Origin of the sequence: Methylophaga lonarensis MPL (assembly GCF_000349205.1) — a bacterium.
In the GTDB taxonomy this organism is placed as follows: domain Bacteria; phylum Pseudomonadota; class Gammaproteobacteria; order Nitrosococcales; family Methylophagaceae; genus Methylophaga; species Methylophaga lonarensis.
This window is the reverse complement of sequence record NZ_APHR01000002.1, coordinates 50948-62922: the sequence shown is the minus strand read 5'-3', so window position 1 is coordinate 62922 and position 11975 is coordinate 50948. Positions and strand designations below refer to the sequence as shown.

Annotated in this window: 12 protein-coding genes and 1 pseudogene; 9 read left to right on the top strand and 4 right to left on the bottom strand. The window is 51.4% G+C overall.

Going from position 1 to position 11975, the window contains the following annotated elements; genetic code table 11:
* The 5 genes from MPL1_RS00570 to pmbA all read left to right on the top strand — a co-directional run.
* Positions 1 to 300, top strand: a 300-nt coding sequence (locus MPL1_RS00570) for a hypothetical protein (RefSeq protein WP_009725187.1), incomplete at its 5' end; no start/stop codon positions are given.
* Complete coding sequence (gene prmC, locus MPL1_RS00565; RefSeq protein WP_407635242.1) at positions 254 to 1153, top strand: peptide chain release factor N(5)-glutamine methyltransferase; 900 nt, start codon at positions 254 to 256, stop codon at positions 1151 to 1153. The genes MPL1_RS00570 and prmC, both read left to right, overlap by 47 nt.
* A gap of 24 nt (positions 1154 to 1177) precedes the next feature.
* Positions 1178 to 1933, top strand: coding sequence for a HesA/MoeB/ThiF family protein (locus tag MPL1_RS00560; protein WP_009725185.1), 756 nt, complete (start codon positions 1178 to 1180; stop codon positions 1931 to 1933).
* 3 nt (positions 1934 to 1936) lie between these two features.
* Positions 1937 to 2341, top strand: coding sequence for a M67 family metallopeptidase (locus tag MPL1_RS00555; protein WP_009725184.1), 405 nt, complete (start codon positions 1937 to 1939; stop codon positions 2339 to 2341).
* Positions 2338 to 3672, top strand: coding sequence for a metalloprotease PmbA (pmbA, locus tag MPL1_RS00550; RefSeq protein WP_009725183.1), 1335 nt, complete (start codon positions 2338 to 2340; stop codon positions 3670 to 3672). The genes MPL1_RS00555 and pmbA overlap by 4 nt, the downstream gene beginning before the upstream one ends.
* 14 nt (positions 3673 to 3686) lie before the next feature.
* Here the strand turns inward: pmbA and MPL1_RS00545 are convergent, their stop codons facing one another.
* From MPL1_RS00545 to MPL1_RS00530, 4 genes and pseudogenes are all read right to left on the bottom strand, one after another.
* Positions 3687 to 5885: a PilZ domain-containing protein gene (locus MPL1_RS00545; RefSeq protein ID WP_009725182.1), complete on the bottom strand. Its 2199-nt coding sequence runs from the start codon at positions 5883 to 5885 to the stop codon at positions 3687 to 3689.
* Between the two features lie 6 nt (positions 5886 to 5891).
* The gene (locus MPL1_RS00540) at positions 5892 to 6167 is read right to left on the bottom strand and encodes a BolA family protein (RefSeq protein ID WP_009725181.1); all 276 of its coding nucleotides are present in this window, start codon (positions 6165 to 6167) and stop codon (positions 5892 to 5894) included.
* Positions 6164 to 6462: pseudogene (locus MPL1_RS00535) on the bottom strand (YciI family protein). The gene MPL1_RS00540 and the pseudogene MPL1_RS00535 overlap by 4 nt, the downstream one beginning before the upstream one ends.
* Positions 6463 to 6465: 3 nt before the next feature.
* On the bottom strand, positions 6466 to 7056 hold the full coding sequence (locus tag MPL1_RS00530; RefSeq protein ID WP_009725179.1) for a septation protein A: 591 nt from the start codon (positions 7054 to 7056) through the stop codon (positions 6466 to 6468).
* A gap of 53 nt (positions 7057 to 7109) precedes the next feature.
* Here MPL1_RS00530 and MPL1_RS00525 point away from each other — a divergent pair, with 53 nt between their 5' ends.
* The 4 genes from MPL1_RS00525 (at position 7110) to clpB (ending at position 11975) form a co-directional block, all read left to right on the top strand.
* Entirely contained in the window at positions 7110 to 7940 is an 831-nt protein-coding gene (locus MPL1_RS00525; protein WP_009725178.1) for a PHP domain-containing protein, read from the top strand.
* Between the two features lie 36 nt (positions 7941 to 7976).
* A complete protein-coding gene (locus MPL1_RS00520; protein WP_009725177.1) occupies positions 7977 to 8600 on the top strand; it encodes an L-threonylcarbamoyladenylate synthase in 624 nt (207 codons plus the stop codon).
* The gene (locus MPL1_RS00515) at positions 8600 to 9283 is read left to right on the top strand and encodes a lysophospholipid acyltransferase family protein (protein WP_009725176.1); all 684 of its coding nucleotides are present in this window, start codon (positions 8600 to 8602) and stop codon (positions 9281 to 9283) included. The genes MPL1_RS00520 and MPL1_RS00515 overlap by 1 nt, the downstream gene beginning before the upstream one ends.
* Before the next feature lie 106 nt (positions 9284 to 9389).
* Positions 9390 to 11975, top strand: coding sequence for an ATP-dependent chaperone ClpB (gene clpB / locus MPL1_RS00510; protein WP_009725175.1), 2586 nt, complete (start codon positions 9390 to 9392; stop codon positions 11973 to 11975).

The following is an 11975-nucleotide window of genomic DNA, read 5'->3' as shown; positions in this document are numbered from 1 at the left end:
GATTCGAGAACATCAGTGGCTGGCGTGCTAAATCAACAGCAAGCAGATTTGCGTACGCAATTGACCGCGGAAGTCATGCAATCAGTGCAGGCCGAGTTACAACGTGAGTTGCAGAAAATTTCCGGCAAACAAATTGAGGCGATGGTGGCAACAAAACTGTCGGCACAACAAGGCAAGTTACAAACGCATCTTGCCAGCATGGAACAGGACTGGCAGCAGCGTTTGGGCAGTTTGAAAAAGCTGGCAATTGGCAGTGCATTGGCTGCAATCGTCGCCATCATGGTGGCAGTGCTTGTCTGAACCGTCGGTATCTTCTTCAGCCTTGACTGCCGCTGAGTTACTTGTATGGGCCAGATCCGAATTAGCGATGGCGCCTACTGCGGCGCTCGATAGTGAAGTCTTGCTATGTCATGTATTGCAATGCACTAGCACCCGCTTGATGACCCGACCCGAACAGTCGGTCGATCCCGTTCAGACCCAGCAGTTCAGGCAGTTGATTGCCCAACGAAAGCAAGGCCACCCTGTGGCCCATCTGACAGGGCAACGCGGCTTTTGGACGCTTGATTTACAAGTGACGCCTGCCACTTTGATTCCGCGGCCCGATACCGAACTGCTGGTTGAATTGACACTGAGTAAACTCAAATCAGGAATGAGCATTGCCGATCTGGGGACGGGCAGTGGCGCGATTGCACTGGCCCTTGCCAGCGAGCGGCAGGATGTTCAGGTGATTGCCACCGATATCAGTGCACAGGCATTGATCACCGCCAAGCTCAATGCATTTCAGAACCAGCTGCAGCAGGTCAGTTTTATCAGGGGCCAATGGCTGGCGGCGTTTGCGGCGCGATCACTGGATCTGATTGTCAGTAATCCACCCTACATTGAAGACACTGATCCACACCTTGGGCAGGGCGATTTGCGTTTTGAGCCACGAACGGCTCTTGCCTCAGGCGCTGACGGGCTTGATGATCTCCGAGTAATTGTCAGTCAGGCCGCACAGGTATTGCGTCCAGGTGGCTGGTTGTTGACTGAACATGGCTACCTTCAATCCGCCGCCGTGCAGGCTTTGTTTGCCTCCTCAGGCTTTATTGAAATCAGTGCCCATCAGGATTTTGGCGGCAGAGATCGGGTCGTGATGGCGCAACTACCGCTATAATGAACGCTTTTGCCGTTTGTCATCATGAATGATCAGCAACTGTTTCGTTACAGCCGACACATCCTTTTACCGCAGCTGGATTTTGAGGGGCAGCAAAAGCTGCTGAACAGCAAAGTGCTGATCATTGGCCTGGGCGGTCTTGGCTCGCCGGTCGCGCTGTATTTGGCTGCTTCCGGTGTCGGTCGTCTGGTATTGGTGGATGATGATGCGGTTGAATTATCAAACCTGCAGCGTCAGATCGTGCATCAACAGGCAACGCTGGGACAATCCAAGGTCAGCTCGGCTAAAGCTGCGCTGCATGCGCTCAATGATGAAATTGACATTGAGACCATTGCGCAGCGACTGGAAGGTGAAGCACTGCTGGCAGCCATTGCCGCCGTTGATGTTGTTGTCGATTGTACCGATAACTTTGCCAGTCGCTTTGCCATCAACGCGGCATGTTATCAGCTGTCCAAACCTTGGGTCTCTGCCGCCGCGATTCGCATGGAAGCACAGGTCACAGTGTTTGATCCACGACTGCCAGAGATGCCTTGTTATCGTTGTCTCTACGATGATGCTGGCGGTGAGTTGCAGCAGAGCTGTAGTGAGAGCGGCGTATTAGCGCCGATGCTTGGCATTATGGGCAGTATTCAGGCGACCGAAACACTTAAACTGTTGGCGGGCTTTGGCGAAACCCTGGCCGGAAAATTATTGATGTTGGACGCGATGACCATGCAATGGCGACAGATTCGATTGAAAGCGGATCCTGACTGCCCGGTATGTCATCACAATGAGAATTAAACAATGACTGAAACTGTACAAATACCTCGCACACTGGCCAATCAGCTATTGCATGAAGCCCAGTTGTCTCCGGGCCGGGAAGTGTGTGGTCTGGTGGGGCGCAAACAGGAACAATGCCATTGTTATCCGATTGATAACGTAGCAACAGACAGCAGTGTCTTGTTTGCGCTTAATGCCAGCGAACAGATCGAGGCCTTCAAACATATGCAGTCACGCGGCGAACAACTGTTTGCCATTTATCATTCGCACCCGGATTCACCGGCATTACCTTCAAAGATTGATGTGGCGGAGGCAGAGTATCCGGACGCCTTGTATCTGATCATTTCGCTCAACACACGAGGTGTGCTGGAGATGCGAGGATTTTATTTGCGAGATGCGACTCCCCAAGAGGTAGAACTGATTCTATGAGTCAACAGAAAAACATTGAAGCGTTACAGTCAGCAGCAGAATTTGTATTAAAAGAGGCCAAGCGTCTCGGCGCTTCAGCAGCAGAAGCCGGCGTCAGTCACAGTCAGGGATTGTCAGTGACGGTGCGTCAGGGTGATGTAGAAACACTGGAGCACAACAACGATACCGGACTTGCCGTCACTGTTTATTTTGGTCAGAGCAAGGCTTCAGCCAGCTCATCTGATCTGCGTCCGGATGCACTGACAGAGACTGTCAGCCGCGCTTGCAGTATTGCCAAACACACTCAGCCAGATCCTTATGCGGGGCTGGCTGATGCGGCACTGATGGCAACACAGATTCCAGACTTGTCTTTGTATCATCCCTGGGCACTCGAGGCGGATGAAGCGATTGCCATGGCCATGCAATGTGAACAGGCGGGACGTGATTTTGACCAGCGCATCAGCAACTCCGAAGGGGCCAGTATTTCCAGTCATCATGGTCAGAGAGTCTATGCCAACAGTCATGGTTTCTCCGGACAGGTAAAGTCCAGCCGGCACAGCATTTCATGCACCTTGATTGCCAGTGACAGTGAGGGCATGCAACGCGACTACTGGTACGATGTCGCCCGTGATGCCAGCGATTTGAGTTCTGCTGTTCAGGTTGGGCAAACGGCCGCGCAACACACTTTGCGCCGACTTGATGCCAAAGAGATTACTACCGGTCAGTATCCTGTGATATTTGCAGCGGAAATCGCCTCTTCGCTGTTTGGTCAGTTGATTGCCGCGATTCGTGGCAGTGCCCAGTATCGGCAGTCGAGTTTTTTGCTGGATCACCTTGGCCGTCAGATCTTTCCTGAATTTATCCATATCCACGAACAACCGCACTTGCTGAAAGGGCTTGGCAGCGCTGCTTTTGACGGCGAGGGTGTGGCAACGCAGGCGCGAGATATTGTGGTTGATGGGGTCTTGCAAGGCTATGTGCTGGATAGCTATTCGGCCCGCAAGCTGAATATGCAGACCACGGCAAATGCCGGTGGCGTGCATAACCTGACTATTGATACCGGTGATCTGGATTTTGCCGGTCTGCTCAAGGAGATGGACAGAGGCGTGATTGTCACTGAAACCATGGGCATGGGCAGCAATATTGTGACGGGCGACTATTCTCAGGGGGCGGCAGGTTTCTGGGTTGAAGATGGTCAGATTCAATACCCTATTGATGAGTTCACCATCGCCGGTCGCTTGCCGGATATGTTCATGGGAATTCAGGCCATAGCCAATGATGTCGATTTGCGTGGCAACACCCGCACAGGATCTGTCTGGATTGATCGCATGACAGTGGCCGGGCAGGGCTAGCACCTAGCCAGTTTTTATTGGCTGGTCTTACACAGATCAGCCATTAGCTGAGTCATATCATGCAGTTCTGCTACGGCAAACAGGCTGCTGAAGGTTTCACGAATATTTTTCACTTTGTGGCCGCTGTATTGCCTGAGTCGCAACAGTTGCTGTTGCAAATCGACTTCCTGCTCAAGACCTGCGGCTTTGAACGGCATCAGTTTGCACTGGAAAAAACCATGTTTTGGCGCGCTTAAGGCGAGATTGATAAAGCGCTGCTTTTCAGCCGGTGTTTCAAACTCTTCTTCCAGTCTGACCATCCAGTCACTTTCGGGGCGTAACTGGCAGGCATAGATACCAAAATCCAGTTGATCTTTGCAGGTAGACAATTGTGGTTTGAGCGGGCGAGTCATCGCAGAAACCTGGCCACTCAGTGCCGCCCAGAATCCCTCATCATAACGTTGCGCAGCAGGTTCGGTTGTTGCCACTGCTTGAAGAATACGCTGCTGATCTTCAGACATACCAAAGAACAACAGTGCTGGCTGCAGATATTGGCTGATCAGGTGACTAAAAATACGGCTTTGTTGACTGACCACTACATCATCATGGTGTAACACTAGTGAATCACGATTATGTTGCAGCACTGAATCAAAGAATTCATTGATGCCGGGACGACATTGACCGACGATACGTTCCAGTCCCAGATAGGTTTTACCATCCCACAGGTGGTGGTCTTTCACGACATATGGGATATCGCTTAATTTCAGACGATTGCTCTGTGATTGCCAGCGCGGAAAAAACAAGCTGACTCGGCTTTGCTCCGGAATATGAACATCGCCATCTATCTGCAAGGCAATGCCGGTGGTCGAGAGATCAACACTCTCAAAAGCATGATGTTTTTCGTTAAAAGTCAGTTCTACCGGAGTGCGCACAACATATCGCTGATGCTGACGGCGAATTTCGTGACGAAGTACCTGTGGTAAAGGCAATGGAATTTGTGTGCTGACTTCGGTCAAGGCATCCGCGTCAGTGGTGATGCTGGGCAGGTTTGTGACAATGGCACTGATGTCATTGATACGCAGCAAGCCTGTCAATGAGGCCAATATGGCTTCCAGATGTGTTGCAGCTGAATGATCGATACCGGCCAGCTGATTGAGTTCTTGCTGATGCTGGTTGAGATCCACCGTAATGCGGCTGATCTGCAACCACAGCAAACGGCTGCCGGGCTGTTGCTGGTGGGCAGCCAGCATGGCTCTTACGGCTGAGGCCTCATCAACTCTGCAACACAAGGCAGTGTCTGGATTGTCAGAGAGCAATAGCAGACGGTCCTGCTGATCGGCCATCATCGCTGATAAGGGCAATGGCATGGGCGATTGCATCACTGCGAGCAATTCAGAGCTTGCCTTGCCGATATGCAGCACGCTGACCGCTGGCGGATCATTATCGCCATTCAGCCAAAGCAGCGGACTAGGCAACATTCGGCTGTAGATTCTCAGGTAGAACTGCCGGGCCAGGTTAAACAATTCGCTTTGCAGTTCTATGACGCCAGGTTGCAACTGTTGCTGAATCCAGTCATCCCACCACTGACTGAGTTGATCATTGGCTTCGCGTTGCCGGGTCAGTACGGCGTAGCTGTGCTGAGTATCATGATCAAGTCTGCTGATTCGATAGGGGATGTTGCTTAACAATCCTTCTGGTGCTTCGCCTTGCAGTGAGTTGAAGGTCACCAGTATTTCGTCAGCCAGCTCAAGGGTAAAAGCTCTTTTCATGCTGATACGCAGGCTGCTGGTGGTCAGATCAACGGTCGCCGCCCGGTATTCAACATCCTTGAGTGACAGTGTCAGAGGCGTGACATGGCGAATTCGAGGCTCCTGACGCTGCAGGGTTTGATCAAATCTGAGCTGTTGCGGCCTGGTTGGGTCTCGTTGCAACACCAGTTGTTCGGCGCTGAACGCCTCACTGGTTTCTGTGGGAGCCAATTTTTTCAAAGCACGTTGTAATGCTTCGTAGACCCCCACGGTATATTGGCCCTGGGTGCGGTCCATAAGCTGCTTGAGTATCAGATAGGCACGGTCATCGAGATAGTGCACCCGGCCAGCAAATTCATAGGCATCACAATCACCGGGAACCCGGCCCCGCAAATCGATGACTCGCTGGCAGGGCTTTTGAAGACGTTGTTTTTCCAGTTGTTGCAGAAAAGCCTGATTGCGTGCTTTGCTGTCTTGTTCGGCCATGGGCTGTTAGCTGTCCAGACCTGATTCTGCGGGTGTTTTTGCTTGAATACTCAAGGCATGAATATGGGATTGCATCAATGAGCCCACGCTGTCGTAAACCAGCCGGTGTCGCTGCAGCAGCCCCAGCCCTTGAAATGCATCACTGACAATCAGTATGCGGTAATGCTTGCCTCCGGTATTTCCGGCGTGGCCCGCATGCAAATGACTTTCATCGGTGATTTTCAGGCTGTGAGGTTCAAGGCTTTGCAGACGTTGCCGCAATTGTTCGGTGGTGTCGGTCATGGCATTACCTTGCGAAAGGGTTTGACTACCACCTGAGCGTAAACACCTGCGGCGACATAAGGATCGGCATCTGCCATTGCTGTGCATTGGTGAGATCAGCAAACTCAGCCACTACCAGACTTCCGGTAAATCCTGCGCTACCCGGATCTTCACTATCAATGGCCGGATGAGGACCTGCCAATAACAGGCGACCTTCGTTTTTTAGCGCCTCTAGCCGTTCAAGATGTGCCGGTCTTGCCGCCAATCGTTTTTGCAGACTGTCAGGTGTGTCCTGACTGATAATTGCGTACCACATGGGTTATTCCTGTGCCTTTTTTGGGACTTCAGTTGCGTGTTTGGCCAGATAAACAGACTGGCCGATGATAAACAGAATGGTCAGGCCCAGCATGCCAAATAATTTAAAGTTGACCCAGGTTGCCTCGGAAAAGCTATAAGCGACCCAGATGTTGGCAATGCCGGACAGAATAAAAAACAGTACCCAGGCGGTATTCAATCGAGACCAGACCTTAGCGGGCATTTGTACGTGTTCGGCCATCAGCCTTTCCAGCAAGGATTTGTCGGTGAACACCTTGGCAGCTACAAAGCCCAGAGCAAACAGCCAGTTCACCGCGGTGGGTTTCCACATGACAAATTCCGGGTTTTGTAACCACAGAGTCGCGCCACCGAGCAGCACAACCAGTGCCAGCGTTAACAGGTGAATTTTTTCGACTTTTCGATAACGCAGCCAGGTGTAGCTGACTTGCAGCAGTGTCGCCACAATCATCACCGCCGTGGCGGCATAAATTCCCTCAACCAGATATATCTCGCCTGCGAAACTGTATTCGCCACCGCCGAATTTATAGGCAAGAAAAAACAGCAGAATCGGCAAAAAGTCAGACAGCAGTTTCATGAGATCTCAATGATTCATTCAGTGATGACGCATTCTAACGTAAAATATATCTCATGACTCACTATGACCTGCACTGTCACTCTACCGCTTCCGATGGTTCCCTGTCGCCGAATGCACTTATCAATCGAGCCTTGGAGAAGGGTGTCGATGTGTTGGCGTTGACCGATCACGATGGCACTGAGGGGCTTGCAGAAGCCAGCGCTGCCGCCGCAGGCACGACACTGAAACTCATTAACGGCGTTGAAATTTCAGTGAGTTGGCATACCAAAACCATTCATATCGTCGGCCTGAATGTTGACCCTGCCAATCAGGAATTGCAGCAAGGATTATCGGCGCTTCGGCAATATCGTCAGCATCGTGCCGAGGAAATAGCCAAACGACTCGACAAGGCAGGTATTGCCGGTGCATTGGAAGGGGCCAGTAAACATGCCTCAGCGACGATGCTAGGCCGAGTACACTTTGCCAAGTTTTTGGTGGAAACAGGCCATGCCCGAGATATGAACGATGTGTTCAAGCGTTTTCTGGTTCGCACAAAGCCTGGTTATGTGCCTGGTCAATGGGCCTCATTGGAGGACGCTGTCCGCTGGATTAGCGCCTCAGGTGGGCAAGCGGTGATTGCGCATCCGGCCAGGTACAAAATGACGGCCACTAAACTGCGCGCCTTAATCACGGATTTTAAGGCGGCGGGAGGCGTTGGCTTTGAAGTTGCTTCTGGAAGACAACATCCTGAAGAAGTCAAAGTCATGGCGCGTATCGCCAATCAGCATGAGCTGTTTGCCTCCTGTGGCAGTGACTTTCACAGCCCTGACAAACAGTGGTCAGAGCTGGGACAAATCACCGACTTACCATCAGAATCAACACCTATCTGGCAGCTTTGGCAATAATCGCGTCTTAGCTATCTCTCATCAGGAAACCCATTTATGAGTCAGTTTTTTCAAATTCATCCGGAAAACCCACAAAAGCGCCTGATCCAGCAGGCCTGTGAGATTATCCGCAGAGGTGGATTGATTGCTTATCCGACCGATACCGGTTACGCACTGGGCTGTCAATTGGGTGACAAGGCGGCGATGGAACGAATACACCGGATACGGCAACTGGATGCTGACCATAATTTCACACTGGTTTGCCGGGATTTTTCCGAGTTATCGACCTATGCAAAGGTCAACAACGCAGTATTTCGTCTGATAAAAGCACACACCCCCGGCCCATACACTTTCATTTTGCCAGCCACCAAAGAGGTGCCCCGCAGGCTGCAACATGCCAAACGAAAAACCATCGGCTTGCGTATTCCGGAACATGCTATCGCGCTGGCTTTGCTGGAAGAACTCAATGAGCCTTTAATGAGTTCAACACTGATAATGCCGGGCGATGATTTACCAATGACCGAAGCTGACGACATTATCGACCGTATCGGTAAACAACTGGACTTGGTGATTGATGGTGGCGCTTGCGGCGCTGAGCCGACTACGGTTGTTGAGTTTATTGATGATATTCCTGAAGTTGTTCGCTACGGCATGGGTGATGCCAGCGCATTTGAGGTCTAATGCTGATTTTTTTGTTCATCTTGCTGCTGTTGGCGCTGCTCTGGTGGTGGGGCCTGCGTCATGCGGGTGCCGATTGGGGTGGCCCACGAGTCAACTGGATTGACGGCTGGGTCCGATTATTGTGCCGCGTGGTGCATCGTCAGGGCGCAAACCAGTTGGATTTGCCAAAGCATGGGCCAGCCATTGTGGCGGCTAATCATGTATCGGGCCTGGATCCACTGTTATTGATCACTGCCAGCCCCAGGCCGCTGCGCTTTTTGATTGCTGAAGAAGAATATCGAAAGCCAATGTTGAACTGGCTATATCGACTGTCCGGATGTATTCCAGTGGATCGTCAAGGGCGACCGGAGAAAGCTTTGCGTGAGGCCTTGCGTGCTTTGCAACAAGGCGATGTGATTGCCTTGTTTCCTCACGGTAAAATTCATCTGGACACTGATCCTCCCCGAAAATTAAAAGCGGGTGTGGCGCGATTGGCCATGTGGTCAGGTGCGCCATTGCTGCCGGTTAGAATTGATGGTGTTGCCGGACAAGGCAAAGTGTTATTGGCGCCACTAATTCCAGGGCGAGTACAGATCAGTCAATATCCAGCGTTGATGATTGATGGCGCGAACTTTGAGGCCGGCATGTTAAGGCTGCAAGCACTTATAGAAACGTCGGCTCAGCAAACCAGTAGTGCTGACTGAACGAACATTTCCATCACTCAGGGTGAGAGCATAACTGTCCCTGGCACTTGAATTTCATTGCACGTCCCCCATTTGCTAATTAACTTAGTATTTCAAGGGATATGCCATGCAGATAGATAAATTCACCAGCAAGTTTCAGGAAGCTCTGGCAGCGGCCCAGAGTCTGGCTGTCGGGCGCGATCATCAATTTATCGAGCCGGTGCATTTGATGCTGTCACTGCTCAATCAACAAGGCGGTTCGGTCAAACCGCTGTTGGCTCGCTGTGGTGTCAACGTGCCTGCCTATCAGGCAGAGCTGGAACAACAGCTAAATCGCATCGCTCAAGTTGAAGCGGCCAGCGGGGATATTCATGTGTCGCAAGATCTGCGTCGTTTGCTCAATCAATGCGACAAACTGGCCCAGCAGCGACAGGATCAATATATTTCCAGTGAGCTTTTTGTGCTGGCGGCGGTGGATGACAAAAATCAGACCGGCGAGCTGTTGAAGCAACACGGTGCTTCAAAAGCCAATCTTGAAGCGGCAATTGAACAACTCAGAGGCGGTGAGCGAGTGACAGACCCTAATGTTGAAGAGCAACGTCAGGCATTGGAAAAGTACACCATTGATCTGACAGCCAGAGCCGAAAGTGGCAAGTTGGACCCAGTCATCGGCCGTGATGATGAGATTCGTCGCACGATTCAGGTGCTGCAACGCCGCACTAAAAATAATCCGGTGCTGATTGGCGAACCTGGTGTTGGTAAAACGGCGATTGTTGAAGGACTTGCCCAGCGTATTGTCAATGGCGAAGTACCCGAGGGTATGAAGCACAAAAGAGTCTTGGCACTGGACATGGGCTCACTGATCGCCGGTGCAAAATTCCGTGGTGAGTTTGAGGAACGCCTGAAAGCTGTCTTGAATGATTTATCAAAACAGGAAGGCCAGATCATTCTGTTTATTGATGAAATTCACACCATGGTTGGTGCCGGCAAAGCCGAGGGTTCAATGGATGCTGGCAATATGCTCAAGCCAGCGTTGGCTCGCGGGGAGCTTCATTGTATCGGCGCCACCACGCTGGATGAATATCGGCAATATGTGGAAAAGGATGCTGCACTGGAACGACGTTTTCAAAAAGTGCTGGTGGGCGAACCCAGTGTCGAGTCGACAATCGGTATTTTGCGTGGCCTGAGCGAAAAATATGCGCTGCATCATAAAGTCGATATTACCGATCCCGCGATTGTGGCGGCGGCAACGCTGTCTCATCGTTACATTACCGACCGCAACTTGCCTGACAAGGCGATTGACTTGATTGACGAAGCGGCCAGTCGTATCCGCATGGAAATTGATTCCAAACCGGAAGTGCTGGATCGGCTGGAAAGACGTCTGATTCAACTGAGAATTGAGCGGGTCGCCTTGCAGAAAGAAAGCGACGATGCCTCCAAAAAACGGCTGGATACACTTGAATCAGAGATGAAAAAACTGGCGCGTGAATATACCGATCTGGAGGAAGTCTGGAAATCGGAAAAAGCGGCCTTACATGGCAGCCAGCATGTTCGTGAGGAGCTGGAAAAAGCTCGCTTTGAGTTGGAAGCCGCCAATCGCAATGCCGATTATGAAAAGATGGCAAAACTGCAATATGGACGCATCCCTGAGCTTGAAAAACAGCTGGATATGGCAACCCAGGCAGAGATGCAGGAATTTACCCTGCTTCGTAACAAAGTGGGTGAGGAAGAAATTGCCGAAGTGGTCTCTAAGTGGACCGGTATTCCGGTCAGCAAGATGCTGGAAGGCGAGCGCGACAAGCTGCTGAAGATGGACGAGGCACTGCATCATCGTGTCGTGGGTCAGGACGAAGCCGTGACCACGGTTGCCAATGCCATTCGTCGCAGTCGCGCGGGATTGTCAGATCCTAATCGGCCTAATGGTTCTTTCCTGTTCCTGGGGCCGACTGGTGTCGGTAAAACTGAGCTTTGCAAAGCATTAGCCAGCTTTTTGTTTGATACCGAAGAAGCCATGGTTCGGATTGATATGTCTGAATTCATGGAAAAACACTCAGTGGCACGACTGGTTGGTGCGCCTCCGGGCTATGTCGGTTATGAAGAAGGCGGTTATCTGACTGAGGCGGTTCGTCGTAAACCTTACTCGGTGATTTTGCTGGACGAAGTCGAAAAAGCCCATCCAGATGTTTTTAATATTCTGCTGCAAGTCTTGGATGACGGGCGTTTGACAGATGGACAAGGCCGAACCGTGGATTTTCGCAACACGGTGATCGTCATGACCTCAAATCTTGGATCCAGCGTGATTCAGGAGATGGCGGGTGAGGAAAATTATCAGCAAATGAAGTCCGCCGTGATGGAAATTGTGGGTCAGCACTTCCGGCCGGAATTTATCAACCGGGTGGATGATGTCGTTGTGTTTCATCCTTTGCAAAAAGAGCAGATTCGTAGCATTGCCGAGATTCAAATGGCCCATTTACGGCAACGACTGGCTGATCGTGATCTGACACTGCAGGTTAGTGATGCGGCACTGGATCATATTGCTGCGGCAGGTTTTGATCCTGTTTATGGTGCGCGCCCGTTGAAGCGGGTAATTCAGCATGAGCTGGAGAATCCTTTGGCGCAGGATTTACTGGCCGGTCGCTTTAGCGCCGGTCAGGTGATCAAGGTCGATTTGGAGGATGAGATGTTGACCTTCAGCAGCGAGCTCAAGCACTGA

Coding starts and splice junctions, on each gene's coding strand:
- MPL1_RS00515 (WP_009725176.1), top strand. CDS start 8,600: ATGCTGATTTTTTTGTTCATCTTGCTGCTGTTGGCGCTGCTCTGGTGG.
- MPL1_RS00530 (WP_009725179.1), bottom strand. CDS start 7,056: ATGAAACTGCTGTCTGACTTTTTGCCGATTCTGCTGTTTTTTCTTGCC.
- pmbA (WP_009725183.1), top strand. CDS start 2,338: ATGAGTCAACAGAAAAACATTGAAGCGTTACAGTCAGCAGCAGAATTT.
- MPL1_RS00525 (WP_009725178.1), top strand. CDS start 7,110: ATGACTCACTATGACCTGCACTGTCACTCTACCGCTTCCGATGGTTCC.
- clpB (WP_009725175.1), top strand. CDS start 9,390: ATGCAGATAGATAAATTCACCAGCAAGTTTCAGGAAGCTCTGGCAGCG.
- MPL1_RS00520 (WP_009725177.1), top strand. CDS start 7,977: ATGAGTCAGTTTTTTCAAATTCATCCGGAAAACCCACAAAAGCGCCTG.
- MPL1_RS00555 (WP_009725184.1), top strand. CDS start 1,937: ATGACTGAAACTGTACAAATACCTCGCACACTGGCCAATCAGCTATTG.
- MPL1_RS00540 (WP_009725181.1), bottom strand. CDS start 6,167: ATGACCGACACCACCGAACAATTGCGGCAACGTCTGCAAAGCCTTGAA.
- MPL1_RS00545 (WP_009725182.1), bottom strand. CDS start 5,885: ATGGCCGAACAAGACAGCAAAGCACGCAATCAGGCTTTTCTGCAACAA.
- MPL1_RS00560 (WP_009725185.1), top strand. CDS start 1,178: ATGAATGATCAGCAACTGTTTCGTTACAGCCGACACATCCTTTTACCG.